Below are 21268 nucleotides of genomic sequence, written 5' to 3' on the forward strand. Positions count from 1 at the left end.
CGCGGGCCGGCATTCTCCTACGGCATCACGGAACCTTCACAGTCGCCCTACGAACCCCTCGACTCTGGCATTTGCCTGAGGGGTCGGGGCCTGTGACGGCCCGGCAGCGGCCGTCCGACTGGTTCGCTGGAGTCAGGGCGTCCGGGTATCGGACCGCGGACGCCGACCGCCGCCAGAGAGACGGCCCCCAACCCCTTTGTGAAGGAGTCGGATTCCAGTGAGCTCGGTGCTGTTCGTGTATGCCAAGGGCGGACCGCCCTTGGGGTATGCCCTGTCACGGGTCGCCGCCCGCGCGGCGGTGCACCTGCTGGCGCTCAGCCCGCTGCCGCCCGCGATCGCCGCGACCGCCGGGCACCGGTGCGCCTCCGTGACGACCGCCACCGGGCCCGAACGGGGCGACCTGGTGTCCCTGATCGTCGACCGGGCCCAGGAGGTGGCCGCGGACGCGGTCGTCACCTTCTCCGAGTACGCGGTTGTCGCGGTCGCGGAGGCGTGCGCCAAGCTCGGCCTGGCCGGCGCCGGCCGGTCCGGTGCGCTCGCCCGCGACAAGCGGCTGATGCGCCGCGCCTGGGCCCAACAGGGCATTCCCCAGCCCCGGTTCCGGCCGGTGGCCGATGAGCGGGAGCTCCACGAGGCGGCCGCCGCGCTCCGCGCCCCGCTGCTGCTGAAGGCCGCCTGGAGCGCCGGCTCCACCGCGCACCGGATCATCCGCGCCACCGACGAGGTGCCGGCGGCCTGGCGCCGGGCACGCGAGGTGATGGCCGAATCCGCCGGACTGGGCTACGCCGAACTGCATGTGGCGGGTGCCGACGCCGACTTCCTCGTCGAGGAGATCGTGCCGGGCACCGCCGGGGGATGGTTCGCCCAGCCCGGCTGGGGCGACTACGTCAGCGTCGAGGGCGCCGTCGTCGACGGGGTCTTCCATCCCGTCTGCCTCAGTGGCCGGATGCCGACCGTGGAGCCGTTCACCGAGCGCGCCGGCATCACCCCGGCCGCGCTGCCGCCCGACGCCCAGCGGCGCGTGGTGGCCCTGGCGCGGCAGGCCGTGGACGCACTCGGCCTGGAGAACTGCGGTACCCACACCGAGATCAAGCTCGGTACCGGCGGCCGGATGTGGGTGATCGAAACCGCCGCCCGGTTCGGCGGGGCGATGACCGTCCCGCAGATCGAGGAGGTCTTCGGCCTGGACCTCATCGGCATGCTCGTCGACCAGTTGCTGGGACGCCCGGTGAACTGGCCTGCCGAGGCCCGCCTGGCACAGGAGGCGCGCGGCGCGGCCGGTTCCCTCGTCGTACTGGCCGTGGACGGCGCCGGCGCCGCCTGGCCGGACCGCCGACGCTGGGACTTCGCGGCCGTACGGGACGCGGCCCCCTTGAGCCCCGGCAGCACGCTGTCCGTGGTGGCCGAGAACTCGCTGCCGGACGGCACGCCGGTACCGGTCTACGACCCCGCCGCCGGCGCCAACACCATGGCCGCGCTGTGCCTGCTGTCCGCCATCGACCCCGAGACCGTGCTGCACGACTTCCGCACCCTGGTCGACGCCCTGCCGCACCTCCTTCCCGCGGCCGGGGACGCGAACGAGCCCATGGAGGCCCGCTCATGAGCAGTGTCGTGACCACCCCCACCACCCCCGCGGCCCGTCCCGACGGGCCCTCCGGCGCGCCGCGCCCCGCCGCCGACCGCACGGCCGTCGGGGAACAGCTCGCCCTCCCCCTCTTCCACACCCTGGCCGGAACCCTCGCCGGACACCCGTACCTCAAGGTCGTGGTGGACCGCGCCGAGAACACCTGGCACCTCCTGGACACCGCGGTCCACCCCTTCCACGTGGACTACCTCGCCACCCGCATCCTCGGTATGCGGCCGGCGGAGCTCGACGCCCGGCTGGACGCCGTCAACGCCTCGGTCTACACGGACCCCGAGCGCCGGTTCCTGCTCGGCGTGCTCTCCCTGCACACCGACCCCGACACCGGCCCCGGCACCGACGGCCGGGAGCGGCCCTTCCTCGTCCTGGAGACCACCGAGGCCGACACCATGTCCGGCCCGCTGCTGGAGGAGTTCTACACCTCCGTCCGCCACCGGCTGGACGCCCGGCTCCCGCTGCTGCTGAAGCCCGCCAACCACGGGCAGGAACACGAACTCGCCACGATCAGCGACGTCCGGGTGCCGCGCATCCACAGTCATCAGCTGTTCGGCAGCCGCACCCGGACCCCGCTGAACCCCGGCACGGCCGTCGGCCGGCTGCGCCACTTCCGGACCGCCGACGCCTACGCGGCCGCCGCGGACTCCCTCGGCTGGGCCGACATCGTCGCCATGCCCCGCCTGCCCGACGACGTGCCGCGGGTCGCCGGCTTCATCAACACCGCCCCCACCACCCCGCTCTCGCACACCAACGTCCTGGCCTCCGGCTGGGGCATCCCCAACGCCATCGTCCGCGACCTGGATCAGCTGATCACGGCGGACGGACTGGACGGCGCATGGGTCCGCTACGAGGTGTGCGACGACGACATCACCCTGCTGCGCCTGGACCGGGCACCGACGCTCACGGCGCCCGCGTGGCAGCGGCAGCCGATCCGGGTCAGGCCCCCGCGGCTGGCGGATCTGCCCGCACTGCCGCTGCACCGACTGCGCCGCACCGACCAGGACCGCTACGGCACCAAGGCGGCCAACCTCGGAGAACTGCACCACGTCCTCGGCGCACACGACGTCGACCTGACCGCGTACCACGGCCGCCCCCGGCCGCCGCGAACGGATCTCCTCAGCCACCTCGCGGCCCGCCTGGGCCTCGCGCCCACCACCCGCGGCGCGGAACTGCGGTCCGCTGCCGCTGCGTTCACCCGTGCCACGGTCGCGGCCCCCGACGGCGTCGCCCTCCCGTTCGCCCTGCACCACCGCTTCCTCGCCGCCGGCCCCGCCCTCCAACGCGGCATCGGCGAGCTGAGGACCGCGTTGGAACGCGACGAGACAGCCGCGCTCGACCCGCTCTGCCGCACACTGCAACACCTGATCCGGCACACCCCCATACCCGACGGACTGGCCCGCCGTATCACCGCGGCGCTGCCCGCCGGCCCGGACGGCGCCGGCCGCCTGGTGGTGCGCTCCTCCTCCAACGCCGAGGACCTGCCCGGCTTCTCCGCCGCCGGCGTCTACGACTCGGTCACCGATGTGCACGGCACGGCCCAACTCCTGGACGCGGTAAGGCAGGTGTGGGCGTCCCTGTTCTCGCCCCGCAGCGTCCGGCTGCGCCACCAGGCGGGCATCCCGCTCGACGACGCCTGCATGGGGGTGATCATCCAGCGCTATCGCCCGGCGGACCTCGGCGGCGTGCTGGTGACCTGCAACCCGACCCGGCGCACGGACTTCCGCAACGTCTGCCTCAACTGCTCTCCCGGCTCGCCCGAGTCCGTCGTCGACGGCACCGCGCTGCCGCTGCAGTACCTCTACAACACGGTCGAGGGCGGTGGCCGCACCGTCTCCCTGGGCTCCCGCGCCGACGACCTGCCCGCCGCGACCAGACAGCGACTGGCCCGACTGGCGCTGGCCGGCCGGCTCCTCCAGTCACACTTCAGCGACGAGGACGTGGACCGGCCGCTGGACATCGAATGGCTGATGACCGATCAGGGCGCCTTCCACCTGGTCCAGATCCGCCCGTACGCCCGGTGACCGGCCGCCCCGGCGCCGGCCGTACCCGCACGCCCCGTACCCCCGACGGCGTGCCCCTCACGCCGGGAGCCCGCCGCATCATCCGCCTCAACAACGGCTTCCAGCTGCTGTTCAACCTGCTGTGGTGGATGCCGGTGTTCTACGAGTACCAGCGGCAGGCCGGCCTGACCGACGGCCAGATCTTCGGCATCCAGAGCATCTACTACCTCGCCTTCTGCCTCTTCGAGATCCCCACCGGACTGATCGCCGACCGCATCGGCACCCGCAACTGCCTGCGGGCCGGCGCGGTCGTGATGACCGCGGCCAACCTCGTCCCGGTGCTGACCCCGCACTACTCCGGTTTCCTGGTCCACTTCCTGCTCATCGCCGCCGGACGCTCGCTGACCTCGGGCGCCGCCAGCGCCTACCTCTACGACGGCCTGCGGGCCGAGGGTGCCTCCGGCCACTACCTGAAGGCCGAGGGCCAGGCACGGGCGTGGGGCCTGGCCGCGAAGGTGCTGTGCTGGCCGCTGGTCGGCCCGCTGATGGACCTCGCGCACCCCGCGCCGTACGTCCTGAGCGCGGCGAGCGCGGGCGGCTCGCTGGTGTGCGCCGTCCTGCTGCCGCGCCAGTACACCCCCGACGGCCGGGAGCGGGGCGGCGGTTCCGGCTCCCGCGGCGCCGGCACCGTCCGCCACGAGGCGGTGGCCGCGCTGCGGACCGTCCGCGCCACGCCCTGGCTCGCCCTAGTGATGGTGCAGGGCGTCGCGCTCTTCACCCTGGCCCGGATCTGCCAGGTCAACCTCTTCCAGCCGGTCCTGCTCGCCCACGCCGTTCCCACCAGCGCGCACGGTGCGGCGCTGGCCGCCATGACCGTCGCCGAAGCGGTGGCCTCGGCCCGCCCGCACTGGCTCACCACCCGGCTGTCCCCGGTGACCTGGGTGTCGCTGCTCAGTCTGGTGATGGCGGCGGCCCTGGCGGGCAGCACGCTCGGCGGGCCCTGGACCGTCGTCGCCCTGCTGTGCCTGTTCGCGGCCGTCACCGGCCTCGGCTATCCGCTGCAGCGGAAGCTGGTGAACGACGCCATCCCCGCAGGGGCGCCCCGCGCCACCCTGCTCTCCCTGGAGAGCATCGTCGACCGGGCGGTGTGCGCCCTGGTGGCCGTCGCCGCGGGCGGCTACCTCTCGGCCGGCCGTCTGGACGCCCTCCTCTGGCACAGCGCACTGGCCACCGCGGCCCTGCTGGCCGTACTCCACCCGCTGCTGCGCCGCACCCGCGAAGCCGCCAACGGACCTGCCCCGGAGGCAAATACCGCACAAAACGCCGCCACCACCCGTATTGAACAGCGCAATTGTCCGGCGCTATCACCGGACGACGTGAGTGACTTCACATCATGATCCCCATTGCGAACGGGGTGTGAAGGCCCATCGGAAGCGGCCGGACGAAAGGGACACCGGCCGTTGGAATTCCGGGTGGCGATGAATGAGTACGGCAGGGCTGGGTAGAAGTGGCGACCCTCGTCGACGCGGCCTCCAGGCCGACTTCACCGGCGGGGAGGCGCCGGCCGATCTTTCTGTTCCGCTTTCCGCGCAGCTGGATACACTCACCCCCCATGCGAACCGCTACCCCCCACAGCATTCGCCCCGGTAAACAGCGCAATCGTCCCGTATTTGTCGACACCTCAGGCAGGCGCCGACGCTTACTGGGGCGCATGGCGGTGACCCTGGGGTGCCTGTGCACCGGATATATCGTGCTTCTCGTCGTCGTGTTCAGCGGCTTTCTGCAATCGGCCGGGAAACCCGCACCGGACACCGCCGTCCAACTCCCGGAACGCGCCGGGCACCAGCCGCCACACGGTTCCGACGGCCCCCACCGCACCGCACCGTCCCGCACGCCCGGGCCCGCCGTGCCCGTAAGGCAGCGCAACACCCCCTCCGCCGTCCCCGCGGACGCCACCGTCCCTGCCCCGTAACGACAGAAAGGGCCCCTCGTGGCTATGTCAGGGCAGGGGCGGCACGCGCTGCGTCACCCCCCACACCGGCACTGGCTGTTACTGCTGCTGATCCTCCCCATAGTCGCGGCCTCGCTGCTCTTCGAAGGCTGGACCACCCACGAGGTCGACGGCGCCCGCACACGGCGCGCCTGCACCAGTCCCATACCCAGATCCGCCGACAACGGGGCGCCGGTACTGCGGGTCACCGGCGCGGAAACCGCCCAGACCGCACAGATGCCGTTCCGCACCGCCGCGCTCACCTTCGACGGAGGCCCGGACCCGGTATGGACCCCGCGCCTGCTCGACCTGCTGCGCGTGCACCACGCACACGCCACCTTCTTCCTCTACGGGATCCAGGCGGCGCGCCACCCCGACCTGGTCCGGCGGATCCGCGAGGCCGGCCACGAGATCGGCTCGTACACCTACACCGGCGGCGACCTGGGCAGCGCCTCGCCGCTCCGCGCCCGGTGGGAACTCTCCCTCACCCGGACCGCGCTGGCCGGCGCCGCTGGCGTCACCCCCCGACTGCTGCGGCTGCCGCACACCACCACCGCCGACACGATGTGCGGCGCGGAGTGGACGGCCGCCCAACGCGCCACCGACCAGGGGTATCTGCTCGTCGCCGCCACCTCGTCCGCCCGCAAACCGCCCTTCGGCGTGGTGCGGCAGTTCAGCCACACCGCGCTCGGGTACCAGGAGGCGACGAAGCTGCTGGCCGACCCGGAAGTGGGCCGCTTCACCACGATCACCGACGGGCTCGGGCGGCCCGCACCGACCACGCAGGCTCCCCTCCTGGAGCGCATCCAGGGCCGTGCGCTGATCCGGATCCAGTCCCTCGGGCACACCTTCGCGGCCGGGATGACCTGGGCGCTGGGTATCGCCGGCGCGCTCGGCGTGCTCCGGCTGGTGGTGGTCGCCTTCCTCGCCCGCGTCCATGTGCGGCGTCGGCACCGGCACCGGTCCGGTGCACCCTGGTTGCGCAAGGTGACCGACCCGGTGACGGTGCTGGTCCCGGCGTACAACGAGGAGGCGGGCATCGAGGCCACCGTGCGCTCGCTGCTCGCCTCCACCCACCGGGACCTGCAGATCCTCGTCATCGACGACGGGTCGACGGACCGGACCGCGGCGCTCGCCCAGTCCATCGGCGACCCGCGGGTGACCGTGGTGCGGCAGCCCAACTCCGGTAAGCCCAGGGCGCTCAGCACCGGCTTGCGCTACGCGCGTCACGAGATCATCGTCGTGATCGACGCCGACACGGTCTTCGAACCGGACGCCCTCCACCAGCTGATCCAGCCACTGGCCGACCCGACGATCGGCGCGGTCAGCGGCAACACCAAGGTCGGCAACCGCGACGGGCTGTTGGGCAAATGGCAGCACCTGGAGTACGTCCTCGGCTTCAACCTGGACCGGCGGATGTTCGAGGTGCTGGAGTGCATGCCGACGGTCCCCGGTGCCATCGGGGCGTTCCGCCGCGACGCGCTCACCGCGATCGGCGGCGTCAGCGAGGACACCCTGGCCGAGGACACCGACCTCACCATGGCCCTGTGGCGCGCGGGCCGCCGCGTGGTCTACGAGGAGCGGGCCGTCGCCTGGACCGAAGTCCCCAGCAGTTTCCGCCAGTTGTGGAGCCAGCGTTACCGCTGGTGCTACGGCACGCTGCAGTCGATGTGGAAGCACCGCCACGCCCTGATCGAGTTCGGGCCGGCCGGCCGCTTCGGCCGCCGCGGGCTGACGTACCTGGCCCTGTTCCAGATCCTGCTGCCGCTGTTCGCCCCGGTCGTCGACGTCTTCGCCCTCTACGGGCTGTGCTTCGGCAACACCGCGCAGGCCCTCGGTGTCTGGCTCGGATTCCTCGCCGTCCAGATGGGCACCGCGGCGTACGCGCTGCGCCTGGACCACGAACGGCTCGGCGTGCTGTGGGCCCTGCCGCTCCAGCTGTTCTTCTACCGGCAACTGCTGTACCTCGTCGTGATCCAGTCCGTGGTCACCGCGCTGCTCGGCACCCGCCTCACCTGGCACCGCATGCACCGCTCCGGCACCGCCAACCAGCATCTGCTCGGCGGCGAACCGGCTCCCCAACCGGCCCCCCAACCGAGCCCCCTGTCGACGAAGTGACTGCCGAAGCGACTGCCGAAGTGACCCCCGAAGTGACCGAGGAGAGTGAGTAGATGAGCAGCACGAGGGGCCATTGGGACGGCGAGGCGCCCACGGACGACGAGGCGTCCACGGTGAGCGGACCCGCGCCGCGGCGCCGCGCGCACCGCTCCCGCCGCAGGCGGCCGGTGCGCCGCCTGGTCGTCGCGCTGCTGGTCGTCCTCCTCGCCGTGCCCGCCGGCGCCTTCGCCTGGGCCGACGGCAAGCTCCACAACACCGTCGACCTCGGAACCTCCGGCCAGGACGACCGGGACGACAGGACCGGCAAGGGCACCAACTACCTCCTCGTCGGGTCCGACAGCCGCGAGGGCCTCACCGACCGGGAGAAGCAGCAACTGCACACCGGCTCGGCCGGCGGCCGGCGCACGGACTCGATGATCCTGCTGCACACCGGTACGGCCGGCACCACGATGGTGAGCCTGCCGCGCGACTCATGGCTGACCGTCCCGGCCTACACCAGCCCGATGACGGGCAAGCGGCACGCCCCGGCCCCGCACAAGCTGAACGCCTCCTTCGCGATCGGCGGCCCGAAAATGCTGGTCAACACCATCGAACACAACACCGGCCTGACGATCGACCACTACGTGGAGGTGGGCTTCGCGGGCTTCGTCAATCTGGTCGACGCCGTCCGCGGCGTCCCGATCTGCCTGGACCGGGACCTCAAGGACGACAAGTCCGGCGCCGACTTCACCAAGGGCTGCCACACCCTCAACGGCACCGCGGCGCTCGCCTTCGTCCGCCAGCGCCACCAGGAGGCCCAGGGCGACCTGGGCCGCACCCGCAACCAGCAGAAGTTCCTTTCCGCCCTCGCCCACCGGGCGGCGGAGCCGGGCACGGTGCTCAACCCGCTCGCTGTGTACTCCGCCCTCGACGCCGGCCTGGACACCCTGCTCGTCGACCGCAACACCGGTCTGCTGGACCTCACCGCGATGTTCCAGGCGCTCCGGGGAGTCACCGGCGGACACGGCACCCAGCTCAACGTCCCGGTGTCCGGTATCGGCATCCCCACTGCCGAGGGCAGCACCGTACGGTGGGACCAGGCACGGGCCGGACGCCTGTTCCGCGAACTTCACGACGACCGCCCGGTGGACGTCAAGGGCGGCAAGGTCCGGTGAACGCCCGTTCCATTGCGGCGAGTTCGATACAAGTTCGCCCCAACGCCGACATGCTGCCTGGCGGCCGAGGGACGTCCGCCCAGGAGTCGCACGGTCGGGTGTCCGGCCGGCGGCGACGTGGCGGGCTCGGCCGGGGTCCGCGATCGTATGGGGTATGAGTTCCGAAGAAACCGAGATGCGGGAAGCGGTCCGGGCGTTGGCCGACGCACTGGAGACCATGCTCAACCTGATCAAGGCCGATGCGCTGCCCACCACCCCGGAGGCCCGCAGCCTGATGCGGAAGGCGATGGCCTTCCTGGAGGAGTCGACCGACCCGATCACGGGCTGGGAGAGTTCCGGTGAGATCCTCTCCGTCGCCACCAGCCTCAACCACCTGATCACCATGGCGCGGGAGAAGATCCTGGACGATGCCGTCGCGGCCTCGCCCGTGCCCGACTACCCCAACCTGTGACCGCTGCCACGGCCGTCGGGTCGCCCGGGCGTGCGGTGTGCCCGGCCGGCCCGAACGGTGAACGGCCTCAGCGGTCATCCGGTGTGCGGGCGGCCCGAGTCGGCGCCCACAGCTCACCGGCGTCGCCGGCGGCGAGACGGCTCCGGTAGACGTCGATCTTGCGGTTGATGAGTTGCAGATGCTCCTGGAGTTCGGCGAAGTCGGCGAGCAGCTGGTCACGATGTGACTCCAGCACCTCCAGCCGCTCCGCTTCGTTGCCCTGGCCCGCCGCGACCAGCTCGGCATAGCGACGGATGCCCTTGATGGGCATGCCGGTCGCCCGCAACTTGGTGCAGACGACGATCCACTTCAGATCGAGCGCCCGATAGCGGCGCCGGCCGCTGTACGTGCGGTCGACGGGCGTGACGACCAGGCCGGCGCGTTCGTAGTAACGCAGGGTGTGCACGCTCACTCCCGTACGGCGAGCGGCCTCGGCAATGCTCAGCCCCGCCTCGGGTACGGGCTCGTGCGGATGTCCGTTGACTTCGACCACGCTCTAAAAACTAGCGTCCCGGACATGCCCGAACACATTCCTTTGCTCACTCCTCGCCGCCGACTGCTGGTGCTCGCGATCTGCTGCGCCAGCGTGATCGTCGTGGTGATGGACATCTCCATCGTCAATGTCGCGCTCCCCGCCATCCGCCACGACCTGCACGCCTCGGAGTCCGGTCTGCAGTGGACGGTCGACGCGTACACCCTGGTGCTCGCCGGCTTCCTGGTCCTGGCCGGGTCCACCGCCGACCGGATGGGCCGTCGGCGGATCTTCCAAATCGGCCTGGCCACCTTCGGGTTGGGGTCGCTGCTGTGCGGCCTGGCGCCGAGCGTCGGGTGGCTGATCGCGGCCCGTGCGCTGCAGGCCGTCGGCGGCACGATGCTCAATCCGGTGGCCATGGCGATCGTCGCGACCACCTTCCCCCAGCCGGCCGAGCGGGCCAGGGCCATCGGCGTGTTCGCCTCGATGAGCGGCCTGGCGCTGGCGCTCGGCCCGATCCTCGGCGGGGCCCTGGTCGACGGGATCGGCTGGTACGCCATCTTCTGGATCAATGTGCCGATCGTGGTCGCCGCGCTCGTGTGCACCGCGCTGTTCGTCCCCGAATCCCGCGCTCCGCGGGCGCGTCGCTTCGATCCGGTGGGCCAGGCCCTGATGATCCTGGTGCTGGGCGGCGTCGTCTTCGCCCTCATCGAATCCAGGAGCCTGGGCTGGACCTCGCCGGTCATCCTCGGCCTGCTCGCCGCGGCCGCCCTCGGTGTGCTCGGCCTGCTCCGTTACGAACCACGCCGCGTCGACCCGCTGTTGGAGCTGCGGCTGTTCCGCAGTGTGCCGTTCACCGGGGCGCTGGCGATGGCGGTGTGTGCGCTGTCCGGATTCGGCGCGTTCCTGTTCGTGACGACGCAGTATCTGCAGGACGTACGGGGCATGTCCGCGCTGGCGGCCGGGTTGTGCCTGCTGCCGGTGGGCGCGTTGGTCATCGTGCTGTCCCCGTTCACCGGCCGGCTCGTCGGAAAGCGCGGTCCCAGGCTGCCGTTGGTGGTGGCGGGGAGTGCGCTGGCGTTGGCCGGCGGCGCCTCGCTCCGACTCGGCCCGGCCACCCCCCTTCCGGCCGTGCTCGCGGTCTACCTCCTCTTCGGCGTCTTCCTGGGCACGGTCAACCCGCCGATCACCAACACGGCGGTCTCCGGCATGCCCCGTTCGATGGCCGGGGTCGCCACGTCGCTGGCCTCCGCGGGCCGGCAGACCGGCACCACCCTGGGCGTTGCCGTCTCCGGAACGATCGTGGGGGCGACCGCCACCCGCAGTGCGACGGAGTTCACCGGCGCGGCGCACGGCGTGTGGTGGATGGTGCTCGGACTCGGCCTGGCCGTCGTCGTCCTGGCAGTCCTCAGCACCGGGCGCCGCGCCTCGGCCACCGCCGTCCGCGCGGCGCGGACGTTCGAGGAGGTGGACGGCGCCCCTGCGCCGGCGCCGGCAGCGGCGCGATGAGGCAAAGCCGGGCGGCAGACCTCGCCCGCTCAGCGGCGCAGCGCTTCGAAGGCCAGGCGGGCGCTGGTGGCGATGGTGAGATCGATGTCCGGGGCGAGGTTGGCGCGGCGGCCGGAGCGGGTGAGGGCGGCCATCGCGATCCGGTCGCCGGCCTCGGATTCCACCACGCCGATCTCGTGCCGCAGGTGCAGGAATGTGCCTGTCTTGCCGCTCACCTTGAGGGTGTCCGCCCGGAGTTCGCCCGCCAGGCGGTGGGTGAACACCTGCAGTCCCATCAGCCGGCGCAGTTCCGCACAGGCGTCGGGATGGGCGATGTCGTCCCGCCAGACCCGTGCCAGCAGGTCGACCAGGCCGGTGGCGGTGCCGACGTTGGCGTGGGCAGGGTCCAGCATCTCGATGGCGTGCCGCCCCGCGTGGTCATCGCGGAGGGCCAGCTCCAGAGCGAGCGAGAAGTCGTTGCCGGCGGCCCCGGCGGCGCACTCGTACATGCGGTTCAGCCGGTGGCGCAGGCGAAGGCCCTCGCATCCCCATGCGCGCAGGCGCGCGTCGACCTCCTCCGCCGGTACGAGGCCGAACAGCGCGTCGGCGGCGGCGTTGTCGCTCACCGAGAGCATCAGCAGGAGCAGGTCGCCGACGGCGACGGTCGCCGGGTGCCGGAACGCCGCCAGTCCGGTGGGTCCGACGCTGCTGGTGGCCGGGTCGACGACCACGGGACGCGCCGCGTCGAGTTCCCCGGTCGCGATCCGGTCCAGCGCGACGAGCGCGAGCGGCACCTTGGCGACCGAGGCCAGGGGCACCAACTCCCCGACGTCGAAGCCGAGTTGTTCACCGGTGTCGAGGTTCCTGGCCAGGAACGCGCCGCGGATACCGACGGCCGCCCACTCCGCGACCACCGCCTCGGCGACGTCGAAGAGGTCCGCGTCATCGGCGACGCAGACCGGACGGGCTGCCTGGGCTGTCTGTCGGGCGCTCATCCGTGCGCCGCCAGTCGGGACGGGGCGTCGCCGCCCGCACTCCGGGCCGCCGCCGTGGCCGACTCGGCCGCCACGGCACCGACCGCGGCGGCCAACAGCGCCGCCAGCCAGTGCGGCACCTGCGCCGGGCCCCGGTCCCGGTGTGCCGCGCGCGGGTCGTACCCGCGGTGCAGTGTGGTGTCGCCCAGCGGCGCCCACCGCGCCCCGTGCCGGCGGGCGAACGGCTCGGTGCACAGCAGCAGGGCCTGTCCGGCGAGGGTCTCCGCGAGGGCCGTCGCCATGGGCCCGGCCGGGCGCACCGTGCCCTCCGGCAGCCCGGCGCGCGCCAGGGCACGAAGCAACCGGGCACCCGCGTCGGGGAGTTGATCCTCCGTCATGGTCAGGATCGGCACGGCAGCCGCCCGCCCGCCGGCAGCCGCCCGCCCGGAGCGCGCGCCGCTGCCGCGCCGCGGGCGCAGATCCTCCAGGTGGATCGGGCGCCGACGCGTCCGCAATCTATCGGTGTGCGGTGTAGGGCGGGCGTCGTCCGCCGCTTCCGAGGGCGCGGAGGCCATACCGAGCGGCACCCGCAGCGCGGCGTTCTCCGGCGCGACGCGTACCAGCGCATACGCCAGCGAGGCGTCGGCCAGGCCCGCCAGGCGCTCCTCCGGCGGCAGCTCCCGCACACCGAACGTGGTGCCGCGCTCGGCGCCGACACGGATGACCCGGGCCAGCGCGTCCGGACCGCAGTCCGCCGGCACCCCGACGGCCTGCACCGCCGACCGGCGGGCCGCCCCGGCGACGCGCCGCAGCCGCTGCGCCCGGTCCAGCACGTCCCGGGCGTACGGCAGCAGGAGCACGCCCAGCTCGGTGGTCGCGACCTGACGCCGGGAGCGGTCGAAGAGCCGGCCGTCGAAGTGTGCCTCCAGCGTCTTGATGCGACGGCTCAGGAGCGGCTGGGCGATTCCGAGCCGCTCGGCGGCGCGCGAGAAGCTCGCCTCGTCGACAGCCGCGACGTATGCCTCAAGGTGCGCTAGTAGGTCCACCCTGGATTCATATCAGGAAGTTATGAGTCCTTCAAAGTTCACTCTTGGACATGAGTGCGGCGCGGCTGCTTCGCTGTGCCTCGTCGAAGCCGCGCACGGCCGTGGCTTTCCGTGGCTTCGCGGACCGCAACGACGGCACGAACGACGCATCGAACGACGGACGAACCGGGAGACCTTCGGATATGACCAGCGCCACCCCTCTGCCGCGTCGCCGCCTGCTCAGGGCCGGCCTCGCCGCGTCCACCACCGCCCTGCTCGCCTCCGCCGCGTCGCCGGCGGCCGCCGCCGATCCACGGCAAGTCCGGGGCGTAGCAGGCGAGTTGCGTGAATTCCGTGCCCTTGAGCGCCGGTACGGAGCACGCCTGGGCGTGTACGCGCGCAACGTACGCACCGGGCAGACCGTCGGCCACCGCGCGCAGGAGCGGTTCGCGATGTGCTCGACGTTCAAGGCGGTCGTGGCCGCCGCGGTCCTGCGCGACCAGGCACACTGCGCACCGCTGGACAAGGTGATCCACTATCCGGCCGCGGACATCCTGCCGTACTCCCCGAAGACCAAGGAGCACGTGGACACCGGCATGACGGTGGGCGACCTGTGCGCCGCCGCGATCCAGTACAGCGACAACGCGGCGGGGAACCTCCTGCTGCGCCAGATCGGCGGCCCCGCCGGCCTCACCCGGTTCTTCCGCTCGATCGGCGACCCGGTCAGCCGGCTCGACCGCTGGGAGCCCGACCTGAACTCCGCCCTGCCCGGCGATCCGCGCGACACCACCACCCCGGAGGCGATCGGCCGCAGCTACGGGAAGCTGACGGTGGGCCGGGCCCTGGCCGCCGGCGACCGCGAGCGACTGGTCGCCTGGCTCAAGGGCAACACCACCGGCGCGGAACGCCTGCGCGCCGGCCTGCCGCACCAGTGGGCCGTCGGCGACAAGACAGGCACCGGGGACTACGCATCCGCCAACGACGTCGGCGTTGCCTGGACCAGCAGGCAGACCCCGATCGTGCTGGCCGTGCTGACGTCGAAGACCACCAAGGACGCGCCCGTGGACAACGCCCTGATCGCGGACGCGGCACGCATCGTCGCCCGCACCCTGGCCCCCGGCGAGTGACGTCCCGTCCCGCGCCGGGCCGCCTCACCGCCTGCCGCCGCCGGTCCCGGTGAGGTCACAGGTCATTCCGGCGCAGGCTGGTTCTCCCGCACCGCGGCAGGGTGGCCGCCAGCGCGCCGGCGGTGGTGAGGCCGCCGAGCAGCAGCCGGGCATGGCGGATCACCCACTGCTGCGGGGCGCGTTCGTGGGCGCGGTCGCCGAAGACGACGTGGGCGCCGAAGTCGTGGCCGTCCTCGCCGTCGAGCGGTAGCCACAGGTTGTCGGGCCGGCCGGGGGGCACCTGCTGGTCCGTCTGCTGCGCGTCGTAACCGGTGCGGGCCAGGTAGCGGTCGAGCAGGGCGCCCGCGGCGCGGTTGGCGAGGAGGGTGGCCACGGTCGAGCCGCCGACGTAGCGCGGGCGGTGGCGCGGCCGATGCCGCCACTGGCACCGGTGATGACGACGATTTGCTGCACCGTTGCCCGCTGCGCCCAAACGGGCTGTACGGAGCAACAACCGGTGCTGCCGGTGTGGCGCGGCAGGGGGCGGGGGCGGCGACCGGCTACACACGAATCGGGCCGTCGCGCCGGAATCCGTACCCGGTCACCGTGCTCCGGAGGAGCCATGTCACACGTAGGCCAGACCATTCACCGTGAACTGCTCGACGGGTCCGGTAATCCGCGGGTCCGGGCAGGCCGCCGGATCATGAAATACCTGACGACCACCGATCACAAGGTGATCGGGAACATGTATCTCGCGACGGCTTTCGGATTCTTCCTCTTCGCGGGTGTGCTGGCGATGCTGATGCGCGCGGAACTGGCCCGGCCCGGTATGCAGATCTTCAGCCACGAGCAGTACAACCAGCTGTTCACCATCCACGGCACGGTGATGATGCTGCTCTTCGCGACGCCCACCTTCGCCGGTTTCGCCAACGCCGTCATGCCGCTGCAGATCGGGGCGCCCGATGTCGCCTTTCCCCGCCTCAACGCCCTGACGTACTGGTTCTTTCTCTTCGGCGGCCTGACCGTGGTCTCCGGGCTCGTCGTGCCGGGCGGCGCGGCCTCCTTCGGCTGGTTCGCCTATGCGCCGCTGAACCGCGCGGACCACACACCGGGCGCCGGTGGGAGCCTGTGGGCGGCCGGACTGGTCGTGGCCGGTCTGAGCACCACGCTGGGCGCGGTCAATTTCATCGCCACCATCATCACGCTGCGGGCCCCGGGCATGACGATGTTCCGCATGCCGATCTTCACCTGGAACATTCTCTTCACCTCCATCCTGGCCCTGCTGGCCTTTCCGGTCCTGACCGCCGCACTGCTGGCCCTGCTCGCCGACCGCAAACTGGGCGCCCATGTCTACGACCCGGCCAACGGCGGCGCGTTGCTGTGGCAGCACCTGTTCTGGTTCTTCGGTCATCCGGAGGTCTATATCGTCGCCCTGCCGTTCTTCGGGGTGGTGAGCGAGATCATTCCGGTGTTCAGCCGGAAACCGGTCTTCGGTTACGTGGGGATGGTCGGCGCGACGATTGCCATCACGATGCTGTCGGCGTCGGTGTGGGCGCATCACATGTTCGCCACCGGCGGGGTGCTGCTGCCCTTCTTCTCCCTGATGTCCTTCCTCATCGCCGCGCCGACCGGGGTGAAGTTCTTCAACTGGATCGGCACGATGTGGCGCGGCAGTGTCTCCTTCGAAACGCCGATGATCTGGGCGATCGGCTTCCTGGTGACCTTCCTCCTGGGCGGGCTCAGCGGCGTCCTGATCGCCTCACCGCCCCTGGACTTCCACCTCACCGACAGCTACTTCATCGTCGCCCACCTGCACTATGTGCTGTTCGGCACCATCGTCTTCGCCACGTTCGGCGGCTTCTACTTCTGGTGGCCGAAATGGACCGGGAAAATGCTGGACGAGCGGTTGGGGAAACTGCACTTCTGGACCCTTTTCGTCGGCTTCCAGACCACCTTCCTCGTCCAGCACTGGCTGGGCGAGAGCGGAATGCCGCGCCGCTATGCCGACTACCTCGCCGCCGACGGCTTCACGCTTCTCAACACCGTCTCGTCGACCGGCGCGCTGCTGCTGGGTCTTTCCACCCTGCCGTTCCTCTACAACGTCTGGAAAACCGCCCGGCACGCGCCCAAGGTCGACGTCGACGACCCCTGGGGCTTCGGTCGTTCGCTGGAGTGGGCCACCAGTTGTCCGCCGCCCCGGCACAACTTCGAGGCGCTGCCCAGCATCCGTTCCGATTCGCCCGCGTTCGATCTGCACCACCCCCAGGTGCGGACGCTGCCGGAAGGCGAGCGCGGCAATGTCGAACCCAACCCCGACACCCCCGGAGAACAGAGCACATGAAACCGGAGTCGTATCTCTTCGCGGGCGTGGCCGCCTTCTTCCTCGTCACCGACACCTTCTACATCTGGCTGGCGCGGGAGCCGGCCGGCGCCGCCGCGCTCGCCGTCTCCTTCGGCATGGCGTCGGTCATCTCGTTCTTCTGCGCCATGAACTACCGCCGCAAAGGAGAACGCCCGGAGGACACCGAGGACTCGGCGATCCACGAACGCACGGGAGAGGTCGACTTCTTCCCGCCGCGCAGCGGCTATCCGATCGCGGTGGCCTTCGGCGTGACCCTGCTCGCCCTGGGACTCGTGTACGGCGTGTGGGTTTTCCTGATCGGGGCGGGTGTCACGGGCGCTTCGGTGTTCGGCATGGTCTTCGAGTTCGCCCAGCGCGACCACTGAGAGGCGGACCGGCCGTTCCCGGCACGCAATCCCTTATCTCTTATCCCTTGCCTTTCTCGTCGGTGCCGAGAGCCGGGCCCGCCACCGTTTCCCCGATCCGGCGCTGCTCCTCAAGAGCCACCGGCATCTCGACCCGGTCGCGGAAGTACCACGCACTGAGCGCGGCGCGCAGCCGGTCCCGCCGGGGCGCCCGGTCGCCGGGGGCCGGCAGCGGCACGGGCACGTCCCTGGCCAGCATGCGGTAGCGCCGGCCGGCCGCCACCGGCTCATGGGTCTCGCGCAGCCCGCCGTACACGCTCTGCACCACATGACCCGTCTCGCGGCCCTCCGTCAGCAGTTGCCGGTCGCGATCCTGCAAAGCCAGGCAGATCCTCTTGGTCGCCAGGAACGCGACGACCGGCCCGAGGACGAACAACACCCGGAAGATCCAGGTCAGGGCCTCCACCGAGACCAGGAAGAGACTGGCGAACACATCGTTGCCGCCGGCCGCCAGCAGCACGCCGTAGCCGACGATGGCGGCCACGCCCAGCGCCGTACGGGTGGGGAAGTCCCGGGGCCGGTCGCAGAGATGGTGTTCGGCCGGATCGCCGGTGACCCACCGCTCGAAGAACGGATAGGCGTAGAGCGCCATGAACAGCAGGCCGGGCAGGATGACGGCCGGGATCAGGACGTTCCACATGAAGGTGTGGCCCGCCACATTGGTCTCCCACGCCGGCATCAGGCGCAGCGCCCCTTCGAGGAATCCCACGTACCAGTCGGGCTGGGCGTCCGTGGAGTCCTGGTCGCTGTGGTACGGCCCGAAGTCCCAGACGGGGTTGATCTGAGCCAGTCCGCCGAGCAGGGTGAGCACCGCGGAGACCATCAGGAACAGTCCGGTGGACTTGGCGACGAAGTGCGGGAACATCGGCTGCCCGACGGCGTTGCGGTTGGTGTGGCCGGGCGCCGGCCAGTGGGTGTGCTTGAGATACACCACCAGCAGCAGATGCAGCCCGATCAGCGCGATCAGCAGCCCCGGGACGAACAGCACATGCACGGTGTAGAGCCGGGCCAGCAGGATGTGCCCGGGATAGGAGCCGCCCCAGAGGAAGTAGCTCAGATAGGTGCCGACGATCGGCAGCGACAGCACGATGGTGTTCGCCGTCCGCAGCCCGGTGCCGGACAGCAGGTCGTCGGGGAGGGAGTAGCCGCCGAACCCTTCCAGCAGGGCCAGCATGAACAGCGTCACGCCGATCATCCAGTTGCCCTCGCGCGGCCTGCGGAACGCTCCGGTGAAGAAGACCCGCAGCATGTGTACCCCGAGCGCGGCGACGAAGACCAGCGCCCCCCAGTGGTGGATCTGGCGGATCAGCAGGCCGCCCCGGCCGTCGAAGCTGATGTGCAGCGTCGACGCGTAGGCGTCCGACACCCTCAGTCCCCGCAGCGGCTCGTACGATCCGTGGTAGACGCTGCGGGACATGCTCGGCTCGAAGTACATCGTCAGGTAGCTGCCGGTCAGCACCAGCACCACCAGGCTGTACAGGGCGATCTCGCCCAGGAGGAACGACCAGTGGTCGGGGAACGCCTTCCGCAACAGGGCCCGCGCGGCCTCCGAGAGCGGGGCGCGGCCGTCCACCGCGGTGTAGGCGGAAAGGGTGACCTGGCGGGCCTTGTGCTCCACCCTTTCCGTCGTCCTCCGGAACAGCATGTCCGGCCCTCCTCGGCGCTGCGGTCCATGGCACACCGGCGGTGCTCGCTCCACCGCACCCTGCCTGGCCGTTCGCCGGACGCCGGGCATTACGCAGAACGGGGGCAAGGCACGGCCGGACGGCAGGCGCCCCCCGGACCAGCGGCCGAGGGCCCTGCGCAGTTCGTCCTTGTTCATCGACGAGCGGCCCTCGATGTGGCGCTTCTTCGCCTCCTCGTAGAGCTGGTCCCTGGTCGGCCCCTGGGCGCCGCGGTGCGAGCGTTCGCCGCCGCGCTGCGGGGCGGACTTGGGGCCCTGGGTGGAGACCCGGCTCGCCGTGCGGGATTCGCCGGAGCGGGCCCGCTCCTTGTTCACGGTCCGGGCGGCTCCGCCCGCCGTGTGCCGTGGCCGGTGCGCCGTAGGTGTAGCCCAGCCCGGTGGTGGTGCCGGCGCGGACGTGCACCACCACCAGGGTGGGGAGTCCCAGGCAAGGGTGCCGTCGGCCTCCGGGGCGTCGGTGGGGACGGTGTAGACGGCGGTGGTCACCTTGTCCACCAGCGGCTCCGAGGCCCCGGTCCGGGGAGCGGGCATGCCGGATCCCCGGTCAGGAGCCGCGGTGGTGGTGCCCGGGCAGCATCTCCTGCACCTTTGCCTTGAACCCCTGCCTGACCATCGCGACGCGGTCGCTGTCCCCCTTGAGGACGGCGGCCGCCGCGGCCTCGATCTGGTCGAGACTGGCGTGCGGCGGGATGGGCGGGACGGCGGGGTCGGTGCGGAAGTCGATGACGAACGGCCGGTCGGCGTGCAGTGCCCGGCGCCAGGCGGACTCCACCCCGCCGGGCTCCTCCACCCGGACGCCTTCCAGGCCGATGGACCGCGCGAAGTCGGCGTAGGGCACGTCGGGCAGTGACTGGGAGGCCAGGAACTGGGGAGCGCCGGACATGGCCCGCATCTCCCACGTCACCTGGTTGAGGTCGAGGTTGTTCAGGACCGCGACGATCAGCCTGGGGTCCGCCCATTCCTGCCAGTACTTCGCCACCGTGACGAGTTCGGCCAGGCCGTTCATCTGCATCGCGCCGTCCCCGACCAGAGCCAGCGCCGGCCGGCCCGGGTGGGCGAACTTCGCCCCGATCGCGTACGGCACCCCCGGGCCCATCGTCGCCAGCGTCCCGGACAGCGAACCGCGCATCCGGCCGCGCATCCGCAGATGGCGGGCGTACCAGTTCGCGGCCGACCCGGAGTCCGCGGTCAGGATGACGTCGTCCGGCAGCAGCGCGTCCAGCGCATGGACCACATACTCGGGGTTGATCGGATCCGCCGCGACGGCGGCCCGGCGCTCCATCACCTCCCACCACCGCGCGGTGTCCTTCTCGATCTTCCGGCGCCAACTGCCGTGCTGCTTGTGCCTGATCAGCGGCAGCAGGTGCTTGAGGGTCTGCGCGGCGTCACCGACGAGATTGACCTCGAACGGGTAGCGCATCCCCACCATGTGCGGATCGATGTCGATCTGCACCGCCCTTGCCTGGTCCAGATCCGGCATGAACTGCGTGTAGGGGAAGCTGGAACCCACCACGAGCAGGGTGTCGCAGTCCCGCATCATCTCGTACGAGGGCCGGGTCCCCAGCAGCCCGATCGCCCCGGTGACATACGGCAGGTCGTCGGGCAGCACGTCCTTGCCCAGCAGTGCCTTGGCGACACCGGCCCCGAGCAGGTACGCGGCCTCCTCGACCTGGTCGCGGGCGCCGCGCGCGCCCTGGCCGATCAGCATGGCCACCCTGTGGCCCGCGTTGAGGACGTCCGCCGCGCGGGACAGCTCGCGGTCCGCCGGCACCGGCGCGTAGGAGGACAGGCCCAGGCTGGAGGGGACCATCTTGAACGCGTGCGTCGGCGGCGAGTAGTCCAGCTCCTGGACGTCCGCGGGGACGATGACCGCGGTGACCGAACGCCGCCCGTACGCGGTGCGCATGGCGCGGTCGATGGCGTTCGGCAGCTGCTCGGGCACCATCACCGTGTCGCAGAAGTCCGAGGCGACGTCCTTGTACAGGCTCTGCAGATCGACCTCCTGCTGGTAGGAGCCGCCCATGGCGCTGCGGTTGGTCTGGCCGACGATCGCCACCACGGGCACATGGTCCAGCTTGGCGTCGTAGAGGCCGTTGAGCAGATGGATCGCACCCGGCCCGGACGTCGCCGCGCAGACCCCGATCCGGCCGGAGAACTTGGCGTACCCGACCGCCTGGAACGCGGCCATCTCCTCGTGCCTGGCCTGGATGAACCGTGGGTTGTCGTTGGCCCGTTCCCAGGCGGCGAGCAGCCCGTTGATGCCGTCGCCGGGGTAGGCGAAGACGTGCTCGACGCCCCAGTCGCGCAGGCGCCGGAGGATGTAGTCGGAGACCTTCATCGACACGGTGCTTCCTCTTTCCTA

Annotated in this window: 17 protein-coding genes; 11 read left to right on the forward strand and 6 right to left on the reverse strand. The window is 71.4% G+C overall.

Translation table 11 applies throughout. The features are described 5' to 3' along the window. Window positions 1-217 precede the first annotated feature (217 nt). The 7 genes from ACRAS8_RS31885 (at window position 218) to ACRAS8_RS31915 (ending at window position 9352) form a co-directional block, all read left to right on the forward strand. The gene (locus ACRAS8_RS31885) at window positions 218-1603 is read left to right on the forward strand and encodes an ATP-grasp domain-containing protein (RefSeq protein WP_438489450.1); all 1386 of its coding nucleotides are present in this window, start codon (window positions 218-220) and stop codon (window positions 1601-1603) included. Continuing rightward, the gene (locus ACRAS8_RS31890; protein WP_438489451.1) at window positions 1600-3660 is read left to right on the forward strand and encodes a PEP/pyruvate-binding domain-containing protein; all 2061 of its coding nucleotides are present in this window, start codon (window positions 1600-1602) and stop codon (window positions 3658-3660) included. Before ACRAS8_RS31885 ends, ACRAS8_RS31890 begins: the two co-directional genes overlap by 4 nt. Beyond that, the gene (locus ACRAS8_RS31895; RefSeq protein ID WP_438489452.1) at window positions 3600-5036 is read left to right on the forward strand and encodes an MFS transporter; all 1437 of its coding nucleotides are present in this window, start codon (window positions 3600-3602) and stop codon (window positions 5034-5036) included. The genes ACRAS8_RS31890 and ACRAS8_RS31895 overlap by 61 nt, the downstream gene beginning before the upstream one ends. A gap of 314 nt (window positions 5037-5350) precedes the next feature. After that, window positions 5351-5611, forward strand: coding sequence for a hypothetical protein (locus ACRAS8_RS31900; RefSeq protein ID WP_438489453.1), 261 nt, complete (start codon window positions 5351-5353; stop codon window positions 5609-5611). Window positions 5612-5635: 24 nt separating this feature from the next. After that, window positions 5636-7747 (forward strand): bifunctional polysaccharide deacetylase/glycosyltransferase family 2 protein, encoded by a 2112-nt coding sequence (locus ACRAS8_RS31905; protein ID WP_438490660.1) that lies wholly within the window; start codon window positions 5636-5638, stop codon window positions 7745-7747. 53 nt (window positions 7748-7800) lie between these two features. Continuing rightward, window positions 7801-8901, forward strand: a complete 1101-nt coding sequence (locus tag ACRAS8_RS31910) for an LCP family protein (RefSeq protein WP_438489454.1) — start codon at window positions 7801-7803, stop codon at window positions 8899-8901. A gap of 154 nt (window positions 8902-9055) precedes the next feature. Next, the gene (locus ACRAS8_RS31915) at window positions 9056-9352 is read left to right on the forward strand and encodes a hypothetical protein (protein WP_438489455.1); all 297 of its coding nucleotides are present in this window, start codon (window positions 9056-9058) and stop codon (window positions 9350-9352) included. A gap of 67 nt (window positions 9353-9419) precedes the next feature. Here ACRAS8_RS31915 and ACRAS8_RS31920 read toward each other — a convergent pair whose 3' ends face one another. Next, window positions 9420-9884, reverse strand: a complete 465-nt coding sequence (locus tag ACRAS8_RS31920; RefSeq protein ID WP_438489456.1) for a MerR family transcriptional regulator — start codon at window positions 9882-9884, stop codon at window positions 9420-9422. Window positions 9885-9908: 24 nt separating this feature from the next. Between ACRAS8_RS31920 and ACRAS8_RS31925 the strand changes: the two genes are divergently transcribed. Further along, on the forward strand, window positions 9909-11372 hold the full coding sequence (locus ACRAS8_RS31925; protein WP_438489457.1) for an MFS transporter: 1464 nt from the start codon (window positions 9909-9911) through the stop codon (window positions 11370-11372). 29 nt (window positions 11373-11401) lie between these two features. On the opposite strand, the gene ACRAS8_RS31930 is transcribed toward ACRAS8_RS31925, so the two are convergent. Continuing rightward, window positions 11402-12346 (reverse strand): serine hydrolase, encoded by a 945-nt coding sequence (locus ACRAS8_RS31930; protein WP_438489458.1) that lies wholly within the window; start codon window positions 12344-12346, stop codon window positions 11402-11404. Further along, window positions 12343-13371 carry a LysR family transcriptional regulator gene (locus ACRAS8_RS31935; protein WP_438489459.1) on the reverse strand — a complete coding sequence of 343 codons (1029 nt, stop codon included), beginning with the start codon at window positions 13369-13371 and terminating at the stop codon, window positions 12343-12345. The genes ACRAS8_RS31930 and ACRAS8_RS31935 overlap by 4 nt, the downstream gene beginning before the upstream one ends. A gap of 182 nt (window positions 13372-13553) precedes the next feature. Between ACRAS8_RS31935 and bla the strand changes: the two genes are divergently transcribed. Further along, the gene (gene bla / locus ACRAS8_RS31940) at window positions 13554-14477 is read left to right on the forward strand and encodes a class A beta-lactamase (RefSeq protein ID WP_438489460.1); all 924 of its coding nucleotides are present in this window, start codon (window positions 13554-13556) and stop codon (window positions 14475-14477) included. A 55-nt stretch (window positions 14478-14532) separates the two neighbouring features. Here the strand turns inward: bla and ACRAS8_RS31945 are convergent, their stop codons facing one another. Further along, window positions 14533-14850, reverse strand: a complete 318-nt coding sequence (locus tag ACRAS8_RS31945) for a hypothetical protein (RefSeq protein WP_438489461.1) — start codon at window positions 14848-14850, stop codon at window positions 14533-14535. Between the two features lie 228 nt (window positions 14851-15078). Between ACRAS8_RS31945 and ctaD the strand changes: the two genes are divergently transcribed. Both ctaD and ctaF read left to right on the forward strand, forming a co-directional pair. Further along, on the forward strand, window positions 15079-16797 hold the full coding sequence (ctaD, locus tag ACRAS8_RS31950; protein ID WP_438489462.1) for an aa3-type cytochrome oxidase subunit I: 1719 nt from the start codon (window positions 15079-15081) through the stop codon (window positions 16795-16797). Then, on the forward strand, window positions 16794-17183 hold the full coding sequence (ctaF, locus tag ACRAS8_RS31955; RefSeq protein WP_438489463.1) for an aa3-type cytochrome oxidase subunit IV: 390 nt from the start codon (window positions 16794-16796) through the stop codon (window positions 17181-17183). Before ctaD ends, ctaF begins: the two co-directional genes overlap by 4 nt. A gap of 40 nt (window positions 17184-17223) precedes the next feature. Here ctaF and qcrB read toward each other — a convergent pair whose 3' ends face one another. Then, complete coding sequence (qcrB, locus tag ACRAS8_RS31960; protein ID WP_438490661.1) at window positions 17224-18867, reverse strand: cytochrome bc1 complex cytochrome b subunit; 1644 nt, start codon at window positions 18865-18867, stop codon at window positions 17224-17226. Window positions 18868-19450: 583 nt separating this feature from the next. Beyond that, window positions 19451-21244: a thiamine pyrophosphate-requiring protein gene (locus tag ACRAS8_RS31965; RefSeq protein ID WP_438490662.1), complete on the reverse strand. Its 1794-nt coding sequence runs from the start codon at window positions 21242-21244 to the stop codon at window positions 19451-19453. Between the last annotated feature and the right edge of the window lie 24 nt (window positions 21245-21268).

It is taken from the genome of Streptomyces sp. S186 (genome assembly GCF_051603415.1).
Lineage (GTDB): Bacteria > Actinomycetota > Actinomycetes > Streptomycetales > Streptomycetaceae > Streptomyces.

Excerpts from the sequence above, each read along its gene's own strand:
- ACRAS8_RS31890 (WP_438489451.1), top strand. The coding sequence starts at position 1,600 with ATGAGCAGTGTCGTGACCACCCCCACCACCCCCGCGGCCCGTCCCGAC.
- ACRAS8_RS31895 (WP_438489452.1), top strand. The coding sequence starts at position 3,600 with ATGGCTGATGACCGATCAGGGCGCCTTCCACCTGGTCCAGATCCGCCC.
- ACRAS8_RS31900 (WP_438489453.1), top strand. The coding sequence starts at position 5,351 with ATGGCGGTGACCCTGGGGTGCCTGTGCACCGGATATATCGTGCTTCTC.
- ACRAS8_RS31905 (WP_438490660.1), top strand. The coding sequence starts at position 5,636 with ATGTCAGGGCAGGGGCGGCACGCGCTGCGTCACCCCCCACACCGGCAC.
- ACRAS8_RS31910 (WP_438489454.1), top strand. The coding sequence starts at position 7,801 with ATGAGCAGCACGAGGGGCCATTGGGACGGCGAGGCGCCCACGGACGAC.
- ACRAS8_RS31915 (WP_438489455.1), top strand. The coding sequence starts at position 9,056 with ATGAGTTCCGAAGAAACCGAGATGCGGGAAGCGGTCCGGGCGTTGGCC.
- ACRAS8_RS31925 (WP_438489457.1), top strand. The coding sequence starts at position 9,909 with ATGCCCGAACACATTCCTTTGCTCACTCCTCGCCGCCGACTGCTGGTG.
- ACRAS8_RS31930 (WP_438489458.1), bottom strand. The coding sequence starts at position 12,346 with ATGAGCGCCCGACAGACAGCCCAGGCAGCCCGTCCGGTCTGCGTCGCC.
- bla (WP_438489460.1), top strand. The coding sequence starts at position 13,554 with ATGACCAGCGCCACCCCTCTGCCGCGTCGCCGCCTGCTCAGGGCCGGC.
- ctaD (WP_438489462.1), top strand. The coding sequence starts at position 15,079 with ATGTCACACGTAGGCCAGACCATTCACCGTGAACTGCTCGACGGGTCC.
- ctaF (WP_438489463.1), top strand. The coding sequence starts at position 16,794 with ATGAAACCGGAGTCGTATCTCTTCGCGGGCGTGGCCGCCTTCTTCCTC.
- qcrB (WP_438490661.1), bottom strand. The coding sequence starts at position 18,867 with ATGCTGTTCCGGAGGACGACGGAAAGGGTGGAGCACAAGGCCCGCCAG.
- ACRAS8_RS31965 (WP_438490662.1), bottom strand. The coding sequence starts at position 21,244 with ATGAAGGTCTCCGACTACATCCTCCGGCGCCTGCGCGACTGGGGCGTC.